Raw genomic sequence first — 19,668 nt, 5'->3', positions numbered from 1 at the left:
CGATGAACCTGTCGCGTCCGTTTATCGCCCGACCGGTTGCCACCACGCTGCTGGCGATCGGCATCGCGCTGTCGGGGGTATTCGCGTTCACGAAGCTGCCGGTCGCGCCGCTGCCGCAGGTCGACTTCCCGACCATCTCGGTGCAGGCGACGCTGCCGGGCGCGAGCCCGGAGACCGTCGCGACGAGCGTCGCGAGTCCGCTCGAGCGGCATCTCGGCTCGATCGCCGACGTCACCGAGATGACGTCGCAGAGCTCGGTCGGCTCGACGCGCATCACGCTGCAGTTCGGCCTGAACCGCAACATCGACGGCGCCGCGCGCGACGTGCAGGCGGCGATCAACGCGGCGCGCGCCGACCTGCCCGCGAGCCTGCGCAGCAACCCGACCTACCACAAGGTCAACCCGGCCGACGCGCCGATCCTGATTCTCGCGCTGACGTCGAGCACGCTGACGGCGGGCCAGCTCTACGATTCGGCCGCGACGGTGCTGCAGCAGTCGTTGTCGCAGGTGCAGGGGGTTGGCGAAGTGGATGTCAGCGGTTCGGCGAATCCGGCCGTGCGCGTCGAGTTGCTGCCGCATGCGCTGTCGCATTACGGCATCGGCCTCGAGGACGTGCGCGCGGCGCTCGCCGCGGCCAACGCGAACAGCCCGAAGGGCTCGATCGAGTTCGGCGAGAACCGCGTACAGCTGTACACCAACGACCAGGCGAGCAAGGCGTCGCAATACAAGGACCTCGTCATTGCCTATCGCAACGGCGCGCCGGTCAAACTCTCCGACATGGGCGAAGTCGTCGATTCGGTCGAAGATCTGCGCAACCTCGGTCTCTTCAATGGCAAGCGCTCGGTGCTCGTGATCCTGTACCGGCAGCCGGGCGCGAATATCATCGAGACCGTCGACCGCGTGAAGGCGATGCTGCCGCAACTGCACGCGTCGCTGCCCGCCGACGTCGACATCGCGCCGACCTCGGACCGCTCGACGACGATCCGCGCGTCGTTGAGGGACACCGAGCGCACGCTCGTGATCGCGGTCACGCTCGTCGTGATGGTGGTGTTCCTGTTCCTGCGCAACTGGCGCGCCACGCTGATTCCGAGCGTGGCCGTGCCGATCTCGATCGTCGGCACGTTCGGCGCGATGTACCTGATGGGCTTCTCGATCGACAATCTGTCGCTGATGGCGTTGACCATCGCGACCGGCTTCGTCGTCGACGACGCGATCGTCGTGCTCGAAAACATCTCGCGCCACATCGAAGACGGCGTGCCGCGCATGAAGGCCGCGTTCATCGGCGCGCGCGAGGTCGGCTTCACGGTGATGTCGATCAGCATCTCGCTCGTCGCCGTGTTCCTGCCGATCCTGCTGATGGGCGGCATCGTCGGGCGGCTGTTCCGCGAGTTCGCGCTGACGCTGTCGCTGGCGATCGCGGTGTCGCTGGTCGTATCGCTGACGCTCACGCCGATGATGTGCTCGCGCCTCCTGCGCGAGCCGCACGAAAAGCATGAGGAAAACCGCTTCGGCCGCTGGCTCGAACGCGGCTTCACGTCGATGCATCGCGGCTACGAGCGCACGCTCGGCTGGGCGCTCGTGCATCCGCTCCTGATCGTCATGGTTCTGCTGCTGACCATCGCGCTGAACGTGGCGCTTTATATCATCGTGCCGAAGGGCTTCTTCCCGCAGCAGGACACGGGGCGCCTGATCGGCGGCATCCAGGCCGACCAGAGCACGTCGTTCCAGGCGATGAAAGGCAAGTTCTCGGAGATGATGGAAATCGTCAGCAAGAATCCGGCGGTCGACAGCGTGGCCGGCTTCACCGGCGGCCGGCAGACCAACTCGGGCTTCATGTTCATGTCGCTGAAGCCGAAGAGCGAGCGCAAGCTGTCCGCCGACCAGGTGATCCAGCAGCTGCGCGCGCCGCTCGGCGACGTGGCCGGCGCGCGCACGTTCCTGCAGGCGGTGCAGGACATTCGCGTGGGCGGCCGGCAATCGAACGCGCAGTATCAGTTCACGCTGCTCGCCGACTCGACGCCCGATCTGTACAAGTGGGGGCCGAAGCTCACCGAGGCGCTGCAGGCACGCAAGGAGCTCGCGGACGTGAACTCCGACCAGCAGCAAGGCGGTCTCGAAGCGATGGTGACGATCGATCGCGCCACGGCATCGCGCCTCGGCATCAAGCCCGCGCAGATCGACAACACGCTGTATGACGCGTTCGGCCAGCGCCAGGTGTCGACGATCTACAACCCGCTGAACCAGTATCACGTCGTGATGGAAGTCGCGCCGCAATACTGGCAGAGCCCGGAGATGCTGAAGCAGATTTTCGTCAGCACGTCGGGCGGCAGCGCGAGCGGCGCGCAGACCACCAACGCGCCGGCCGGCACCGTGACGTCCAGAGCGACCAGCACGTCGACCACGACGAGCGCGGCAACCGGCGGCATGGCCGCCACCACCGCGACGAGCGCGGCCAGCATCGCAGCCGACTCCGCGCGCAATCAGGCCATCAACTCCATCGCGGCGAGCGGCAAGTCGAGCGCGTCGTCGGGCTCGGCGGTGTCGACCGCGAAGGAGACGATGGTGCCGCTGTCGGCGATCGCGAGCTTCGGGCCCGGCACCACGCCGCTATCGGTCAATCACCAGAGCCAGTTCGTCGCCTCGACGATCTCGTTCAACCTGCCGCCGGGCGTGTCGCTGTCCACCGCCACGCAGGCGATCTACGACACGATGGCCGAGATCGGCATGCCCGCCACGATTCACGGCAGCTTCCAGGGCACCGCGCAGGCGTTCCAGCAGTCGATGTCCGACCAGCCGATCCTGATCCTCGCCGCGCTCGCGGCGGTGTATATCGTGCTCGGCATCCTGTACGAGAGCTACATCCACCCGCTGACGATCCTGTCGACGCTGCCGTCCGCGGGCGTCGGCGCGTTGCTCGCGCTGCTGCTGTTCAAGACCGAGTTCAGCATCATCGCGCTGATCGGTGTGATCCTGCTGATCGGCATCGTGAAGAAGAACGCGATCATGATGGTGGACTTCGCGATCGACGCGTCGCGCAAGGGAATGTCGTCGCGCGACGCGATCTACCAGGCCTGTCTGCTGCGCTTCCGGCCGATCATGATGACCACCTTCGCCGCGCTGCTCGGCGCGTTGCCGCTCGCGTTCGGCAGCGGCGAAGGCGCGGAGATGCGCGCGCCGCTCGGTATTTCGATCGTCGGCGGGCTGATCGTCAGCCAGATGCTGACGCTCTATACGACGCCGGTCGTCTATCTGTACATGGATCGCATCCGCGTGCGCTGGGAGGCGAGAAAGGCACGCCGCGCGGGTGGCGCGACGCCGACGTCGTCATGACGTAGTGAAGGTGGCGCTCACAGCTTCTGCTCGATGGCCAGCGAGAAAATCCGCTGCCATCGGCGCGCCGCCCGCTCGTTCGACATCGGCACGAGCCACTCGCCGTGCCGCGAGTCCTTGACCTTCAGCGCGAGCCGCGCCTGTGCGTCGCGGCCCTGTGCTTCGGCGCCGAGCAGATCGGCGAAGATATACGCGCCCTGCTGGTCGCCGACGCGAATCTCGCAGAGCCGCTTGGCCGCCGCGAGCCGCACCGAGCCCCAACTGCCCTTCAATTCGTGCGTCCAGTCGCCGTCGCGCACGTTCGGCGCGACTTCGCGGCGCCGCTGCCGCCAGTACGCGAGCGCACCGGCGATCAGCAACGCAACCAGCACAGCCACACCCTCCGCCACCGCCAGCCCGAAAGCGGCCTGCAGCGCATAAAAGGCACGCACCGCGCCGTACCCCAGCGCGATCAGCGCAATCAACGCAACGACAATCGGCATCGCAAGCTCATCCGGCAAATGGTTTTAGTCGGCTAACGTCGGCAAACGCGACGGCGCGTTCGGCCCCTCACTGCGCCTCACTGCCCCTTATGCGCGGCCGACCACTCCTTGAGCGCGTTCAGCGTGTTCTCGACATGCTTGTCGGGCGACAGGCTCGTGTACTCGTAGATGATCTTGCCGTCGGGCGAGATCACGTACGACACGCGATTCGCCATGCCGGCCTTCAACGGCATGGCCGCGTCGTACGCATTGATCACCTTCGCGTCGGCGTCGGCCGCGACCGGGAATTTGCTGCGGCATTCGCTGACCGAAAACTTCGTCAGCGTATCGATGTTGTCGTGCGACACGCCGATCACCGTCGCGCCGTACTTCTTGTATTGGTCGACCGCATCGGCGAACTCGTGCGCCTCGATCGTGCAGCCCTTCGTGAACGCGGCCGGATAGAAGTACAGCACGACCGGGCCCTTCTTCAGTTCGTCGGCGAGCGAATACGCGTAGGTCTTGCCGCCGAGCGAGGCCTCGGCGGTAAACGTCGGCGCCGTATCGCCGGGCTTCAGGGTTGCCGAGGCGAGCGGCGAATGCATTGCGAATCCGAACGCCATGACGGCGGCCAGTACCGCCGGTATGGGTTTTGTCTTCATCTGCTCCTCCACGCGTGAGCGCACGCAATTGATCGGGTCCATCGGAGACAGCTTCGGCCGACGTCACAGGCCTTCGCTGAACTTACTATTGGACCACGGATGCGCACGCGGCGTGGGTCGTCGCCCGGATCACAAGCGAATCGAAAGGGTGCGGCGCGCGAGCTCGACGTATCAAACGCCCAATTCCGCCACGTGCGCGCCGAACCACGCCGCCGCCGACAGGTTCAGCTCCGACAGCACGTCGGGCGTCAGCGCGTGGAAGCCCGCCGCCGTCGCGACCGGCGCCGCGTCGCCGCCCTCGCCCGCGACCTCGGCGATCAGCAGCAGCGCGCCCAGCTCGCCCTTGCGCGCGACGATCGCGTCGCGAATCTGCGGCGCGAGGCCGAGTTTCTCGAGCACCGCGTCCGGCGTGCTGTCGAGCACGATGTGCACGAGCGAAAAAATCCCGGTCATGAACGCAGCGTCGGCGAATTCGCCGTCGGCCGGACGCAGCCAGTTCGCGGCGAGTTCCATGAAGCGCGAGCGCGTCGCCGCCAGTTGCACGAGCGGATCGGCGCGCCACGGCAACTCGCCGGTGTCCGAGTACAGCAGCAGTTGCGCCCAGCGCGCGATCTGCCGCGTGCCGGTCGCGATGATCGCCTCGCGCAGCGACGCGATGTTGCGCCCGAGGCCGAATGCACTCGAATTGACGAGCCGCAGCAGTTGCACGACCACGCCCGGGTTGACCTTCAGCTCCGCCTCGAGCTCGACGATGCCGGCGTCGCGCGACAGCAGCGCGAGCAGCCGCAGCAGGCCCGGACGCAGCGAGCGGTTGCGCGGCGCGGCCAGCACCTGCGGCCGCGCGAAGAAGTAGCCCTGGAACAGATCGAAACCGAGCTCGTGGGCGAGCGCGAAGTCCTCGCGCGTCTCGACCTTCTCGGCGAGCAGCGTCTTGCCGTGGCCGCGCAGCGTCGACGCGAGCTTCGCGACGGTACGGCGCGGCGTCTGCAGGAAATCGATCTTGACGATGTCGGCGTACGGCAGCATCGCGCTCAGCTCGTCGGACAGATCGTGCACGTCGTCGAGCGCGACCTGGAAGCCGGCGCCGCGCAACTCGCCGAGACGACGCGCGAGCGAGGCGTCGTAGCGCACGGTTTCGAGGATTTCGAGCACGAAGCGCTCGGGCGGCATCAGATGGACGATGTCGCTAAAGAGCAGCGCGCGATCGATATTGACGAAGCCGCGATGCTGGCCGAGCACGGCGGGTACGCCGATTCCGCCGATCGTGCGCGCGACCACCTGCGCGGTGGCCTGCGTGTCGTCGCTGATTTCGGCGTAGTTGTACGTTCCGGCACGGAACAGCAGCTCATAGGCGTGAAGCGCGCCATCGCGATCGAGAATCGGCTGGCGGCCGACATAGACGTACTGTGGGGCAGCGTCCAGCTCCCCGTGCTCACGATAGCCGGCCGACGCGCCGGCGAGGACATCACGCACCTCGACGTCCCGCGGGACGGGCCGTGGGGCTCTGGCGGACCTGACGACGGGGCGTTCGGACATGGATCATCAGTGCAAGGTTCGGAAAGTCTATGCAGCGCGACGTCATCAGCGTCGCCAAAAAAGGGGATTCGCCGTATTAACGGCCGCGAAGCGACGTCACTTTAACCGAATCGTCCCGGCGACGGCGCCGGGCTTCTCCTTACCAGATGTTTTTCTCCACGGGCCGCTAAAGATTTCCCCGCATGCGTCGTTATCTCGTTCTGATGGGGCGGCCTGCTATCTCCTGGCCGCCCGGAGCGGCGGACAAGCAGCCCCGCCTGCGGACGAACCCAGGTTGCCAGCGACAAACATGGAAGCGAACACGATCACCGCGCCCCGCCGGGGCTCCTTGCGCACGGTCATCGACCGGCTGTGGGCGTTCGGCCGGCGCGAGGACGACGACCAGCCGAGCAGCGCGAACCGCCCGCCCCCACTGGAACAGGTGGTCGGCGCGGTCGATCTGCTCGCGCACGTCGACGATGCGCTGCGCTTCATCTACGTGTCCGACGCGAGCCTGCGCTTCATCGGCTATCACCGCGAATACCTGAAAACCGCGACGCTGCACGATCTGGTCGCGCCCGCCGACGTGCCGCGCCTCGACGCGCTGCTCAAGCTCGCGGCGGCCTCGGGCAATGTCGAGAAAGCGACGCTCGGGCTCGTCAAGTCGCTGACCTATCCGATCACGGTCGAGCTGCGGGTCGTGCGCAGCAGCCACGACGGCGTCGACGGCTACGCGATCGCCGGCTTCGACGTGTCGTCGTGGCGCGCCACCGAAGAGCGCCTGACCCAGGCGCTGCATCTGGACCGGCTGACCAGCCTGCCGAACCAGTCGGGCTTGCTGCACGCGTTGCTCGACGCGCAACAGAAGGCCGACGCGCACGGCACGCCGGTCGCGCTCTTGTTGCTCGATCTCGACGACTATCAGCGCGTGAATCGCGCACTCGGCTACGACGCCGGCGACGAGATGCTGCGCGACACGTCGCGGCGCCTGTTGAACATGACGAGCCCGAACGAAACGATCGCGCGCGTCGCCAGCGACGAGTTCGCGATCCTCGTGAAGCCTGCCGCGAGCCGCACCGACGCGGCGGCGGCCGCCGAAGCGCTGGCGCGGCGTCTGTTGACCGCGATCCAGCAGCCGTACGTGTTCAAGGGTCAGCAGGTGCACCTGTCGGCCAGCATCGGCATCGCGCTCTACCCGGACGTGCGCCACGCCAACGACACCGGCGGCCACGACACGCACCTGCTGCGCTGGGCCGACCACGCGCTGTTGCAGGCGAAGGCCGCGGGCGGCAACACGCTGGCGTTCTACGTACCCGACGACAACCCGGCCGACGCCGAGCGCCTCAAGCTCGAGGCCGACCTCTACGACGGCGTACGCAACGGCGAGTTTTCGCTACACTTCCAGCCGATCACGAGCAGCCGCACGCGGGGCGTGGTCGGTGTCGAGGCGTTGATTCGCTGGACGCATCCGGTGCATGGCCTCGTGCCGCCGTCGATGTTCATTCCGCTCGCGGAGTCGATCGGGCTCATCAACTTTCTCGGCAACTGGGTGCTGAAGGTCGCGTGCATGCAACTGATCCAGTGGGACGCCAAGGGCATCTCGCTGCAGTACGTGGCCGTCAACGTGTCGCCGCAGCAGTTTCGCGATCCGCGCTTCAAGGACTCGGTGCGCGAGGCGATCGAGCTGACCGGCATCGATCCGCGCCGCCTCGTCTTCGAGATCACCGAAAGTCTGCTGATGCACGATCCGGCGCACGCGAAAGGCTTGCTCGAAGAGCTGACCGCGATGGGCATCCGCTTCGCCGTCGACGACTTCGGCACCGGCTATTCGAGCCTCGCGTACCTGCAGCGTTTTCCGCTCGCGAAGCTGAAGATCGACCGGAGTTTCGTCGAGAATCTGCTAACCTCGCGAAACGATCAGGCAATCGTTAGCGCCGTCGTCGGCCTTGCGCAGACGCTCGACCTCGAACTGGTAGCCGAGGGCGTCGAAACGGAAGCGCAACGCGCGTTGCTCACCGAGATGGGCTGCGATCACATTCAGGGCTGGCTCGTTTGCAAGGCGCTGCCGTCCGAGGAACTCGCGCAGCGCTTCGAATCGCGCGAGCTTCAGTTGCACGGCGCGTAACGGGCGATGCAGACACGACGCCCAGGCAGCGCAACAAGCCGGCTCACGACCGGCATGGCATTCACTGGAACACGTATGGCTTTTGCGGGACTCACATGGTAAAGGCGGCAGTGCTCGACCGGCTCTGGACGCGAATGAGCGAGCGCGGCGATTTCCCTATGCTGTCGCAATCGCTGCGCACCACCATGGCGGCAGTGACCAACGACGACCTCGACTTCACCGGCCTCGTGCAAGTGGTGCTGTCGGACTTCGCGCTCACCCAGAAGGTGCTGCGCCTCGCGAACTCGGCGATGTACATGGCGTTCGGCGGCAACATCACGACCGTGTCGCGCGCGCTGATGGTGCTCGGCATGGATGCGGTCGGCCATCTGGTCGTCGGTCTGAAGATCGTCGATCACTTTCATCAAAGCGCGCCGCGCCGCATCGACGCGAAACTCGAACTGAACCGCACGCTGCTGTCGGGCTGCGTCGCGCGCAAGCTGACCGAGCGCGGCGACCTGCGCGCCGGTGAGGAAGCGGTGGTCTGCACGCTGATGCGGCAGATCGGCAAGCTGCTGGTCGTGTTCTATCTCGACGCCGAATGGGACCAGATTCGCCGCCATATCGACGGCGGCGCACTCGAAACCGATGCGTGCGTGCTCGTGCTCGGCGTGACGTTCGATGAAATCGGCGCCGAAGCCGCGGTGCGCTGGCGCCTGCCTGACACGATCCGCTCGGGCATGGGTGAGTTCGATCCGGAGGATGTGACCCAACCGCGCCAGGTGCAGTGGCTGCGCGCGATCACCAATTATTCGACCGCGGTCGCCGACGTGCTCACCCAGCAGAACATGCCCGAGGGGGAGCGCGAGGCACGCATCGGCGAGCTTGCGCACGAGTACAGCGGCGCGCTGAACACCGACCCCGAGGTGCTGCTGCAGATGAGCGTCGCGCTATCGCGTGAGGATGGCGGCGACAGCGTGATGCGCGAGATCGTCGAGTTACGCGCGAATGCCGATGCGATCGCGCGCGAGGCGCTTACACCCGAGGCGCGCATCGAGATCGGGGTGAAGGATCTGCGCGACCTGCCCGAGGGCAGCCCGCTCGCACCGACGCTCGCGATGGCCGCCGAGACCGTGCTCGCGGCGCTCGGCTTCTCGCGCACCGTGGTGTACGTCAAGCACAGCAGCGGCACGTTCAAGGCGCGTCTCGGCTTCGGGCCGAAGATCGACGCGGCGCTGCCGCGGCTCTCGTTCAGCACCGCGTTCGAACCCGACGTATTTCATCTCGCGATCGCGAACTCGGTGGGCATCTTCATCGAGAATGCGCGCGATCCGAAGATGGTCGCGCGGCTGCCCGAGTGGTTCCGGCGCTCGTTCGACGACGCGCGCGCGTTCGTGCTGCTGCCGATCGTCGACGAAACCGATCAGACGGTCGCGCTGCTCTACGGCGACTGGTCGCATACGCAGGAGGCGCGCCGCATCTCGCAGAAGGAGATGAGCGTGCTCAACGAACTGGCACGGGAGTTAGGACGTTTTTTCGGCCAGGGGCAGATGCGGGAAATGGAGACGATGTGAAGACCTGGCGTGATCGTTGATCACGCCGCTTCACGTCGATCCTTTCCGTGTTTGCCCGAAAACGATTTTATCCGGGCACCGTGTGAGGCTTTTTCCCCACTCAATCCTCGATCCGCTCGAGCCCTTCCGCGCTGCGATCCGCGACGCCGGCCCATGCGCCGGCCGCGAGACCCATCTGCGCGACCTCTTCCACGGTCAACGGAGCAAGACGCTCGCATAGCGTGGCGACGCGCTCCCATGCGCCGCCTTCGAGCGCTTCGACCGCGCTCAACAGCAGACCCAGCCTGCCCTCGCGATGCAGGATCGCTGCCTGGATCGGTCGCGACAGCGTAAGGATGTTCAGCGTATTTTCGAGCGAGCCGCCGAACACCGCATCGACGAACGAAAACACACCGGTCAGGAAGGCCGCATCGGCTTCGTCGCGGCCCGCCTCGGGCATGCGCTCGATCGCGAGTTCCATGAAGCGCGCGCGCGTGGCCGCGAGTTGCAGCAGCGGATCGTCCTCCAGCGCGACCTTGCGGCCGTCTGCGTACAGCAGCAGCTGCGTCCAGCGCGCGATGCGGTCGGTGCCGGTCGCGTTGATCGCGTCGCGCAGCGTCGTCACCTTGTGACCGACCGCGAGGCCGCTCGAATTCGCGAGCTTCATCAGATGCATGACGAGCACCGGGTTCAGCTTCAGCTCGGCTTCGAGCTGCGCGACCGTCGGGTCGCCCGCGAGCAGTTGCAGCAGATTGAGCAGCGCGTGGCGCGGCGCGCTGACGCGGCGCGTCGCCGAGCTTTGCGCGCGCGCGAAGTAATAACCCTGGAAGCGGTCGAAGCCGAGCTCGTGCAACGTTTCGAAGTCGGCCTGCGCATCGACACCTGATGCGAGCAGCAGCTTGCCAGCCGACTTCAGCACGCTCGCGAGCTTCGGCAGCAGCGCGCGCGGTGTGCGCGTGACGTCGATCTTGACGACTTCGGCGTACGGCAGCAGCTTCGCGAAAGTCTCGTTGGGCTGCGTGACGTCGTCGAGCGCGAAGCGGTAGCGGCGGCCATGCAGATACACGATACGCGCGATCAACGCGTCGTCGACTTCGAGCGATGAAGGCAGCTCGAGCATGAAGCGCTCGGCGGGCAGTCTCAGGATCGCGTCGTCGAGCAGCAGCTCGCGGCTCACGTCGACGTAGGCCGGATGGCCGGTCAGCGCGCCGCGCACGTCGCCCTGCACGAGCCCGCGCACGATCGCACGCGCGACGCGTTGCACCGGCGTGGACGCGCGGCCCGGCAACGCGTCGGTTTCGGGAGGGAGATCGGTATTGGCTTGCGGGGCGGTGAGGTCCGCGTCGGCAAGCGGCAGCTCGGGCGCACGCACCTTGATCTCATAGCCGCACAGCATGCCGTCCCGATTCAGAATGGGCTGCCTTGCGTAGCTGGCGGTGAGCGACGCGTCGTCGGTCGTGCCGCTGTGGCTCAGAGTCTCGATTGCGATGGTGGTCATTCCAGTCCCCCGCTCGGCGCCGCTGGCGCCTGGCCGCTATGTTCTGTTTTTCGCTGCACGTTGGCGCGTTTCTGTGACGTTGCAAGCTCCGTCGCGCGCGGCAGTGTGCGTCGCAATTTTATCGCAGCGTCATTGGGCACGAACAGGCTTACGAGGCAATATCTCGAAATATTTGTTGAACGTTTGCGACACGCGTGCAGAAAGCAAAACGGCCGCAACGCGCGGCCGTTTTGCACACTTCGATGCATCGTTACTTCAGCACGACTTTCACGTCGAAGTATTTGGCGGCGAGGCGGTCGATCGTGCCATCCGCCTTCAGCTCCTTCAACGCGCCGTTCAGCGCATCCTTCAGTGCCTTGTCGTTCTTGCGCACGCCGTAGCCGACACCCGCGCCGAGCAGCTTGTCGTCGCTGACGGCCGGACCGGCGAACTCGAAGCCCGCGCCCTGCGGCTTCTTCAGAAAGCCCTTCGATGCCGCTTCGGCGTCCTGGAACGACGCATCGAGACGGCCCGACGCGAGGTCCGCGTAGATCTGGTCCTGCGTCTGATAGGGCACGACGTCGACCCCGGCCGGCGCCCAGCGCGCCTTCGCATAGGTTTCCTGGATCGTGCCCTGCAGCACGCCGACGTGCTTGCCCTTCAGCGATGCGGGCGTCGGCTGCAGAGCGCTGCCCTTCTTCGCGATCATCTGGTTCGGGATCGTGTAGATCGGATCGGTGAAGTCGATCGCCTGGCGACGCTGGTCGGTGATCGTCATGTCCGAGTTGATCGCGCTGAACTTGCGCGCTTCGAGCGCCGGGATCAGGCCGTCGAACGAGTTCTCGACCCACACGCATTTGGCCTTCAGCTTCGCGCACACGGCATTGCCGACGTCGATGTCGAAGCCCTGCAGCTCGCCAGCGGGCGATTTCGATTCGAACGGCGCATACGACGCCTCGACGCCGAAGCGCACTTCCTTGATCTCAGCCGCCGACGCGGTGCCTGCCGTCAACACCGCCGTCGCGAACAGCGCGAGTGCGGCCAGGTTGGGCCAATTCTTCTTCATTACGGATGTTCCTTTACGGTGTGGACTGAAACGGAGCCGATTCGGCGCGCACAGGCGGATTACGCCGCCGCGCTTCGGACTCGCGCGGCCGGCGTGACCCGTAGATGCGACAGCCGCGAAGCCCGCGATTGTACATGGAACCTGTCTAGACAAGCCTGGACAGTGTGTCGGCGGTGGTGTCGACGACGAGCAGACCGGCGCGCAGGCCGGGCTTGACCGTCGGGTTCGGAAACACGATGCGCTCTTCGTCGCGCTGCACCGTGTATTGATAGTCGCCGTCGCGCGCCAGCAAGCTGCCCTTGATGAGCGGCGTGAAGTTCGGTACGTCCGGCGCGAGCAGCAGTTCGAATGCGTCGCTTTGCTTGGTCAGCTGATCGACGACGGTGAACACACGCGGCAGAGCGGCTTGCGCGTCGGCTCGCGAACCCACGCGCGTGCCGGCCAGCAGCGCGCGCACCGCGAGATCCGCGCCCTCGAAGCGTGTCAGGTCGTTCTCGCCGAACGGCCGCACCTTGCCGAGTTCGAGCGTGCACGCAGCAGCGCCACACGCTTGCGCGGTGAAGTGCGAATAGGTGTTGCCCTTCGTCGTGTGCAGCAGCACCGCGCTGATACGCGCGTCGCCGAGCCATTCGAACATCGCGCGCGAAAACGGCTTGCCGGTATGCGGCAACAGCGCGAAGCGCTCGAACACCGACGCGCGGATCGCCGTATGCATGTCGATATGCCAGCGCGCGCCGGGCGTGGCGGATGCATCGGCGAAAAAACGCGTCGCGGCCTGTTCGAGCGCGGCCGCGCGCGGCGCCTCATGACTGTGCGGCAGTTGCAGATGACGGCCGCTGAACAGCCGGTTCAGATCGTCGTCGCGATAGCGGCCGCCGTCGCGCATCGCCTCGATGTTGCCGAGAATCACCATCAACCGGCATGCAAGCACGGCGCGGCCCTGCGCGATATCGGCGACGATGCGCGACAGCAGTTCGATCGGCGCGGTTTCGTCGCCATGCACGCCGGCCGACACAAGCACGCTACGGATGTCCGAGTGCTGCTCCGCGGGCTCGATGACGAGTACACCGTCGCCCTGCCACGTCCAGCGCACGCCGTTCGCACACGTGCCTTGCGCTTGATGTGCGGCAGGCCGGGACCCCGCGAGCGTCCACGCGAGAAAATCGTCGAGCATCGCGCTCGGGACCGCCATCGGGTGCTCAGCGCTGGAAGTCATACAGCGAACCCAGAGCGAGGATTTGCGTCAGCTCATCGAGCGCGGTGCGCGACTCGACCAGCAGCTTCGGATCGGTCAGATCGGCGGGTGCGAGACGATCGCGGTAGTGCTTTTCGATCCACGCATCGAGACGGCCGAACAGCGTGTCGTCGAGCCACACACCCGGCGCGACCGCCGCGCGTTCGGTGTCGTCGAGTACGACGCGCAGCCGCAGACATGCGGGGCCGCCACCGTTCTTCATGCTCTCGCGCAGATCGAACACGAGCACTTCGTCGATCGGACCGCTGTGCGCAGTCAGCTCATCCAGATACGCGGCCACGCGCGGATTTTCGCGGCACTCCTGCGGCACGACCAGCACCTGCTTGCCGTCGGGCCGAGTCAGCAGCTGGCTGTTGAACAGATACGACGTCACCGCGTCGGCGACGCTGACCTGGGCGTCGGGCACTTCGATTACGGTGAACCCTGCGTGCAGGCTCGCGAGCTTCGCGCGCAGCTCGTCGTACACCGCCTGCTGCTCGACGAACGCGAGCTGATGGCAGAACAGCGTGTTGCGATTGCCGACCGCGATCACGTCGTTATGGAACACGCCCGCGTCGATCACTTCAGGGTTCTGCTGCGCGTACACGGTCGCCGCTTCCTGCAAGCCATGACGATGCGCGACTGCGCGGCTCGCCTCGAACGTCTGGCGCGCCGGATAGCGCTTCGGTTCCGGCCCGCGACGATACTCGCTGCGGCCATACACGAAGAATTCGACACCGCGCGCCTTGTATTGCTCGCAAAAGCGCGTGTGATTCGCCGCGCCCTCGTCGCCGAGCGCGGGCGTGCCGGGCAGCGCCTCGTGCACGACGAAGCGGTCGGCGTCGCTGAACATCGCGCGCAGCGTGCGGCGTGTCGACTCATGTTCGATCGCGCGATGCAGCTTGCTGCACAGATTGGCCGGCGTGAAATGCACGCGGCCGTCGTGCGTATCCGCGGATGGGCTCACCGTCGCCGCGTTCGCGGTCCACATCGCCGAGGCCGAACTCGCCGCCGCGAGCAGTTCGGGCGCGTTGTTCGCGACGCGCGCGATCACCGAAGCATCGTCGCCGGAAAAACCGAGCTCGCGCAACAGACGCATCGACGGACGCTCCTGCGGCGGCAGCACGCCCTGATGAAAGCCGAGGTCCGCCAGCTGCTTCATCTTGCGCAGACCCTGGCGCGCGGCGGCCTTCGGATTCGCGACGGACTTCTCGTTGTTCTGCGACGCGACGTTGCCGAACGACAAGCCCGCGTAGTTGTGAGTCGGGCCGACCAGGCCGTCGAAATTGGCTTCAGTGGCTTGCAGCATCGTCGATCCTTAGAATTGAAGGCCCGGCGAGACGCTCGCGGGCATGTTCAGTTGCGCGCTCTCGACCGAGGCCATTGGGTATGCGCAGTAGTCGGCCGCATAGTACGCGCTCGGCCGATGATTGCCGGAGCGGCCCGGCCCGCCGAACGGCGCTCCTGAAGAAGCGCCATTGGTCGGCCGGTTCCAGTTGACGATGCCCGCGCGAATCGTGCGCTGGAAATGCGCCCACAGCGCTTCGTCGTCGGCGAGCAGGCCCGCCGAGAGACCGAACTCGGTATCGTTCGCCCGTTCGAGCGCGTCGTCGAAATTGCGGTAGCGGATGATCTGCGCGAGCGGACCGAAGTGCTCCTCGTCGGGCAGGTCCTTTACGTCGGTCACGTCGAGAATCGCGGGCGTGACGAAGCCGAGCTGCGGATCGCGCTGCTCCATTTTCAGCAGAGCCTTCGCGCCGCTCGCGAGCAGACGCTCCTGCGCGCCGATCAAACGCGAGGCCGCGCGCGCCGACACCACGGCGCCCATGAACGGCTGCGGCTTGGCGTTGTATTCACCGACGCCGATGCGCGCGGTCACTTCCGTCAGGCGCGCGAGGAAGCGCTCGCCGAACGCATCGTCGGGCACGAAGATGCGGCGCGCGCACGTGCAGCGCTGCCCCGCCGACAGAAACGCCGATTGAATCGTGTGGTGCACGGCGGCGTCGAGGTCCGCGACCGGGCCGATCACGAGCGGATTGTTGCCGCCCATTTCGAGCGCGAGCACGATCTCCGGCCGTCCGCCGAACTGTTTGTGCAGCAATGTTCCGGTATCCGAACTACCGGTGAAGAACAGTCCGTCGATCTGCCGGTGATTCGCGAGCGCGATGCCGGTGTCCTTCTCACCCTGTACGAGATTCAGCACGCCGGCAGGCAGCCCCGCGTCGCGCCAGATCTGCACGGTCAGCGCCGCGACGCCGGGCGCGAGTTCGGACGGCTTGAACACGACCGCATTACCGGCGATCAGCGCGGGCACGATATGCCCGTTCGGCAGATGGCCCGGGAAGTTGTACGGCCCGAACACCGCCACCACGCCATGCGGACGATGCCGCAGCACCGCGGTGCCGTCGGCCATCGCCGAGCGCTTTTCGCCGGTGCGTTCGTTGTAGGACTGAATCGAGATCTCGACCTTCGCGGCCATCGAGGCCGCTTCGGTGCGCGCTTCCCACAGCGGCTTGCCGGTCTCGCGGCCGATCGCTTCGGCGAGCGCTTCCTTGCGCTCTGTCACGAGCGCGGCGAAGCGGCGCACCACCGCGCAGCGCTCGTCGAGCGTCAGCGCCGACCACGCGGCGAACGCGCGGCGCGCACTACGTACCGCGCGATCGACGTCGTCCGCCGACGCGCTGTTGCCTTGCCACACCACCGCGCCCGTGCCGGGATTGCGCGATGCGAATACGGGTCCTGTGCCGGCGGCCCATTCGCCGTCGATGAAAAGCTCGCTCATGATCATCCTTGTTTGTGTTTCAACGGCAGCACCCGCAGCGGATCGCCTGCCTGCACGCGAAGCGCGTCGGCCTCGGCCGCGCTCAGGCGGCACACACCGTTGCGCGGCACGCCCGGCACGACGCCAACGCGAAAATCGCCGAGCGACGTATTCGATACCATCGACTTCGGCCCGTCCTGCGCGGCTTGCTCCGCTGCCTCGCCGATTTCAGCCGCCACCAGCACGCTTTCGCGCACCGTGCGCAAATCGGCGATATGGCATTCGAGCACCGGACCCGCGTCGAAAATATCGACGTGATTCTCATAGCGCAGCCCTTCGGCTTCGAGCATGCGGCGCGCGGGAATCGTGTCGTTATGCGTGAGGCCGACGCAGCGCTGCGCCTCTTCCGGCAACAGTTCGACGTACACCGGATAGCGCGGCATCAGCTCGGCGAGAAACGCCTTGCGGCCGTGCGAGCTCAAATAGTCGGCCGCGTTGAAATCGATCTGGTAAAAATGCGAGCCGACCGCGCGCCAGAACGGCGACGTGCCCTGCTCGTCGAAATGGCCGCGCAACTCCGCGCACAGACGCTGCGGAAAACGCTCGCGAAACTGCGCGAGAAACATGAAGCGCGAGCGCGACAGCAAGCCGCCGACGCCGCTCGTGCGATAACGCGGGCTCAGGAACAGCGAGCACACTTCCGCATAACCGGTGAGGTCGTGCGAGATGTTCAGCGCGTGCATGCGCGTCCAGATGCCGAGATCCTGGCTCGCGTGCACGACCGTGCTCACGCGATAGTTGTAGAACGGCTGCTGCAGACCCACCGCCGTTTCGATGCCGCAGACGCCGGCCACGTCGCCGGTCGCGGTGTCTTCCATCACGAAGAAATAACCGGCCTCGTGCGGCGCGGCCTGATCTTCCATCGTGCGGCGCGCGCGCTCGACACGCGCCGCGAGCGCATCGCGATCCGGTTTGAAGGTGGTCAGGCCCGGCCCGGTTTCCTGCGCGAGCCGCATCAGCGCATCCACATCGCCTCGTTGTACTACGCGAACGACGATCATTGCGCTTCTCCCGATTGTTCATCCTGCGGCTGATGCAGCGGTACGCAGCGCACCGCATCGCCTTCCCGTACGCCGAGCGCGGCGCGCGCCGCCTGTAACAACCCGGCGCCCGATTCCTTGCCGGGCGCGAGATCGCCGAGCACGCAACGGAACTCGCCGGCGGCGCCGTTGTGCGCGATCAGGTACGTTGCGCCGTGCGTCGCAGATGCCTCGCGCACGACGCGCGTTTCGTTGTGCTTCACGCTGACACTGCGATCCACCTGCGCGGTCAGTACCGGACCCGCGTCGAAGATGTCGACGTAGCGATCGGTCTCGAAGCCTTCCTCGAGATGAATCTCATACGCGAGCAGCGCGTTCGCGTCCGGCTCGCCGAGCACGCGCTGCGCCGCTTCGGGCAACAGCGGCACATACACGGGATAGGTCGGCATCACTTCGGCGATGAAGGTGCGGCTGCGGCCGCCCGATTCGACTTCGATGTCGGCGAAATCGCGGCCGAAAAACTTGCGCCCCACCGCTTCCCAGAACGGCGATACACCGTTTTCGTCGGTCACGCCGAGCAGCAGCGAGAACACCTCGGGCGTGAAGCGCTTGCGATTCGCGGCGATGTACATCATCCGCGCGCGCGACATCAGCTGCGCGGCCGCGTCACCGCGCAGCGACGGGTCGATGTAGTAGCCCGCGAGCCGGCTCTTGCCGGTCAGCTCGTGCGACATCGTCAGCGCGTGAATCTTGCGATTCACATGCAGTTCGCGCGACGCATGAATCAGCGCGTCGTTGCGAAACACGTAGAACGGGTCCGCGTACCCGGCCGCCGCGACGATGCTCGCGGTGCCCATCAGCTTGCCGGTCTCCGAGTCTTCGAGCACGAACAGATAAAACTCCTCGCCCGGAAAATCGACCTCCGCGCGAAACGAGTCTTCCGACAACGCGACCCGCGCTTCGAGCGCGCGCCGGTCGTGCGGCAGGGAATGCAGCACCGGCTGCGCGGTGCGCGCCATATGCTCGAGCGCATCGAGATCGGCAAGGCGGCCTGGACGTACGAAGAGCATCATCGTTCCTGTTGAATGTGACGCATGATCCGCTGCATCAGCGTGGGCGTGCGGGACTGCCTGAACATCAATGCGACGCCGCCTGCGCGTTCGCACCGACGAGTTCGCCGAACGCCGTCTCGAGGCGCGCGAAGCCTGCGGCCATGTCGTCGAGCGGCATGATCAGCGACGGCACGAAGCGCAGCACGTCCGGACCCGCCATCAGCATGATCACGCCGTGCTGGCCGGCCGCGGTGACGAAGTCCTTCGCGCGGCCCCGGAACGTGTCGTTCAGTTCGGCGCCGATCAGGAGACCCTTGCCACGCACTTCGGTAAAAAGCCCGAAGCGCTCGTTCAGTTTCGCGAGATGACCCTTGAGTACTTCGCTGCGCGAGCGTACGCCTTCGAGCAGCTTCGGGTCGCTGACGAGTTCGACCACTTTTTCCGCGATCGCCGAGCCGAGCGGATTGCCGCCGTAAGTCGTGCCGTGCACGCCGACCTTGAAGTGCGCGGCGAGCTCTTTGGTGGTCAGCATCGCGCCGATCGGGAAGCCGTTGCCGAGCGCCTTCGCGGTGGTCAGGATGTCCGGCGTCACGCCGGTGTCCTGGTACGCGTAGAAGAAGCCGCTGCGGCCCACGCCGGTTTGCACTTCATCGAAAATCAGCAGCGCGTTGTGCTGGTCGCACGCTTCGCGCAGCGCCTTCAGGAACGCCGGATCGGCCGGGATCACGCCGCCCTCGCCCTGGATCGGCTCGACGATCACCGCGCAGGTCTGCGCGCCGATCGCCTGCTTCGCCGCTTCGATGTCGTTGTACGGCAGATGCGTGATGCCGGCCGGCACCGGGCCGAAGCCTTCCGAGTACTTTGGCTGGCCACCGACGCTGACGGTGAACAGCGTGCGGCCGTGGAACGACTGCGCGAACGAAATGATTTCATCTTTCTGCGCGCCGTGACGGTCGAACGCGACGCGGCGCGCGAGCTTCAGCGCGGCCTCGTTCGCCTCGGCGCCCGAATTCGCGAAGAACGCGCGGTCGGCGAACGTGAGGCTTTCGAGGCGCTTCGCGAGGCGCAGCACCGGCTCGTTCGTGTAGCCATTGCCGATGTGCCACAGCTTGCCGCCCTGCTCATGCAATACCTTCAGCAGCTCGGGATGCGCATGACCGAGCGCGGTGACGGCGATGCCGCCGGCGAAGTCGATGTAGTCGCGGCCTTGCGTGTCCCACACGCGCGAGCCGAGACCGCGATCCGGTACGAAGGCGGCGGGGGCAAACACCGGCACCATGACTTCGTCGAAGGTCTGGCGTGTCACAGTCAGGTCGTTCATGGCAATTCCTTTTACGGGTGACAGGTAATACAGCTAGTGTAGGAAACCGCGCGCGGCACGTCTTGCGCATACGCGACGCTTTCTATGAGGTTC

Annotated in this window: 14 protein-coding genes; 3 read left to right on the top strand and 11 right to left on the bottom strand. The window is 66.2% G+C overall.

The features are described from left to right. Nucleotides 1-2 precede the first annotated feature (2 nt). Nucleotides 3-3,329, top strand: coding sequence for an efflux RND transporter permease subunit (locus OKW26_RS40030; protein ID WP_429356990.1), 3,327 nt, complete (start codon nt 3-5; stop codon nt 3,327-3,329). A gap of 17 nt (nt 3,330-3,346) precedes the next feature. Here OKW26_RS40030 and OKW26_RS40025 read toward each other — a convergent pair whose 3' ends face one another. The 3 genes from OKW26_RS40025 to OKW26_RS40015 all read right to left on the bottom strand — a co-directional run bounded on the left by OKW26_RS40025 (nt 3,347) and on the right by OKW26_RS40015 (nt 5,925). Next, nucleotides 3,347-3,811, bottom strand: coding sequence for a hypothetical protein (locus OKW26_RS40025; protein WP_090804017.1), 465 nt, complete (start codon nt 3,809-3,811; stop codon nt 3,347-3,349). Between the two features lie 77 nt (nt 3,812-3,888). Continuing rightward, the gene (locus OKW26_RS40020; RefSeq protein WP_184062048.1) at nt 3,889-4,452 is read right to left on the bottom strand and encodes a peroxiredoxin; all 564 of its coding nucleotides are present in this window, start codon (nt 4,450-4,452) and stop codon (nt 3,889-3,891) included. A gap of 171 nt (nt 4,453-4,623) precedes the next feature. Further along, nucleotides 4,624-5,925, bottom strand: coding sequence for an EAL and HDOD domain-containing protein (locus tag OKW26_RS40015; RefSeq protein ID WP_429356989.1), 1,302 nt, complete (start codon nt 5,923-5,925; stop codon nt 4,624-4,626). Between the two features lie 352 nt (nt 5,926-6,277). Between OKW26_RS40015 and OKW26_RS40010 the strand changes: the two genes are divergently transcribed. After that, on the top strand, nt 6,278-8,092 hold the full coding sequence (locus OKW26_RS40010; protein WP_429336195.1) for a putative bifunctional diguanylate cyclase/phosphodiesterase: 1,815 nt from the start codon (nt 6,278-6,280) through the stop codon (nt 8,090-8,092). A gap of 95 nt (nt 8,093-8,187) precedes the next feature. Beyond that, nucleotides 8,188-9,645: an HDOD domain-containing protein gene (locus OKW26_RS40005; protein WP_184062051.1), complete on the top strand. Its 1,458-nt coding sequence runs from the start codon at nt 8,188-8,190 to the stop codon at nt 9,643-9,645. 100 nt (nt 9,646-9,745) lie between these two features. Here the strand turns inward: OKW26_RS40005 and OKW26_RS40000 are convergent, their stop codons facing one another. The 8 genes from OKW26_RS40000 to OKW26_RS39965 all read right to left on the bottom strand — a co-directional run bounded on the left by OKW26_RS40000 (nt 9,746) and on the right by OKW26_RS39965 (nt 19,575). Then, nucleotides 9,746-11,122, bottom strand: coding sequence for an EAL and HDOD domain-containing protein (locus OKW26_RS40000; protein ID WP_429356988.1), 1,377 nt, complete (start codon nt 11,120-11,122; stop codon nt 9,746-9,748). Nucleotides 11,123-11,372: 250 nt separating this feature from the next. Beyond that, nucleotides 11,373-12,167: an ABC transporter substrate-binding protein gene (locus OKW26_RS39995; protein ID WP_176365738.1), complete on the bottom strand. Its 795-nt coding sequence runs from the start codon at nt 12,165-12,167 to the stop codon at nt 11,373-11,375. Between the two features lie 145 nt (nt 12,168-12,312). After that, nucleotides 12,313-13,383: a succinylglutamate desuccinylase gene (gene astE, locus OKW26_RS39990; protein WP_429356987.1), complete on the bottom strand. Its 1,071-nt coding sequence runs from the start codon at nt 13,381-13,383 to the stop codon at nt 12,313-12,315. Beyond that, the gene (gene astB / locus OKW26_RS39985) at nt 13,367-14,707 is read right to left on the bottom strand and encodes an N-succinylarginine dihydrolase (RefSeq protein ID WP_429357176.1); all 1,341 of its coding nucleotides are present in this window, start codon (nt 14,705-14,707) and stop codon (nt 13,367-13,369) included. The genes astE and astB overlap by 17 nt, the downstream gene beginning before the upstream one ends. A 12-nt stretch (nt 14,708-14,719) precedes the next feature. Next, complete coding sequence (gene astD, locus OKW26_RS39980; protein WP_184044222.1) at nt 14,720-16,183, bottom strand: succinylglutamate-semialdehyde dehydrogenase; 1,464 nt, start codon at nt 16,181-16,183, stop codon at nt 14,720-14,722. Nucleotides 16,184-16,185: 2 nt separating this feature from the next. Continuing rightward, entirely contained in the window at nt 16,186-17,223 is a 1,038-nt protein-coding gene (gene astA, locus OKW26_RS39975; protein WP_429356986.1) for an arginine N-succinyltransferase, read from the bottom strand. Continuing rightward, nucleotides 17,220-18,272: an arginine/ornithine succinyltransferase subunit alpha gene (aruF, locus tag OKW26_RS39970; RefSeq protein ID WP_429356985.1), complete on the bottom strand. Its 1,053-nt coding sequence runs from the start codon at nt 18,270-18,272 to the stop codon at nt 17,220-17,222. The genes astA and aruF overlap by 4 nt, the downstream gene beginning before the upstream one ends. A 67-nt stretch (nt 18,273-18,339) precedes the next feature. Then, nucleotides 18,340-19,575 carry an aspartate aminotransferase family protein gene (locus OKW26_RS39965; protein WP_429356984.1) on the bottom strand — a complete coding sequence of 412 codons (1,236 nt, stop codon included), beginning with the start codon at nt 19,573-19,575 and terminating at the stop codon, nt 18,340-18,342. Nucleotides 19,576-19,668 lie beyond the last annotated feature (93 nt).

Origin of the sequence: Paraburkholderia sp. 32, assembly GCF_050435345.1 — a bacterium.
Classification (GTDB): Bacteria; Pseudomonadota; Gammaproteobacteria; order Burkholderiales; family Burkholderiaceae; genus Paraburkholderia; species Paraburkholderia tuberum.
This window is presented reverse-complemented; position numbering and strand designations above follow the sequence as displayed.

Bases quoted from the DNA above. Each gene is read 5' to 3' on its own strand.
- astA (WP_429356986.1), bottom strand. From the start codon at position 17,223: ATGATCGTCGTTCGCGTAGTACAACGAGGCGATGTGGATGCGCTGATG.
- OKW26_RS40005 (WP_184062051.1), top strand. From the start codon at position 8,188: ATGGTAAAGGCGGCAGTGCTCGACCGGCTCTGGACGCGAATGAGCGAG.
- astE (WP_429356987.1), bottom strand. From the start codon at position 13,383: ATGACTTCCAGCGCTGAGCACCCGATGGCGGTCCCGAGCGCGATGCTC.
- OKW26_RS40025 (WP_090804017.1), bottom strand. From the start codon at position 3,811: ATGCCGATTGTCGTTGCGTTGATTGCGCTGATCGCGCTGGGGTACGGC.
- astD (WP_184044222.1), bottom strand. From the start codon at position 16,183: ATGAGCGAGCTTTTCATCGACGGCGAATGGGCCGCCGGCACAGGACCC.
- OKW26_RS40000 (WP_429356988.1), bottom strand. From the start codon at position 11,122: ATGACCACCATCGCAATCGAGACTCTGAGCCACAGCGGCACGACCGAC.
- aruF (WP_429356985.1), bottom strand. From the start codon at position 18,272: ATGCTCTTCGTACGTCCAGGCCGCCTTGCCGATCTCGATGCGCTCGAG.
- OKW26_RS40020 (WP_184062048.1), bottom strand. From the start codon at position 4,452: ATGAAGACAAAACCCATACCGGCGGTACTGGCCGCCGTCATGGCGTTC.
- OKW26_RS39995 (WP_176365738.1), bottom strand. From the start codon at position 12,167: ATGAAGAAGAATTGGCCCAACCTGGCCGCACTCGCGCTGTTCGCGACG.
- OKW26_RS40030 (WP_429356990.1), top strand. From the start codon at position 3: ATGAACCTGTCGCGTCCGTTTATCGCCCGACCGGTTGCCACCACGCTG.
- OKW26_RS40010 (WP_429336195.1), top strand. From the start codon at position 6,278: ATGGAAGCGAACACGATCACCGCGCCCCGCCGGGGCTCCTTGCGCACG.
- OKW26_RS39965 (WP_429356984.1), bottom strand. From the start codon at position 19,575: ATGAACGACCTGACTGTGACACGCCAGACCTTCGACGAAGTCATGGTG.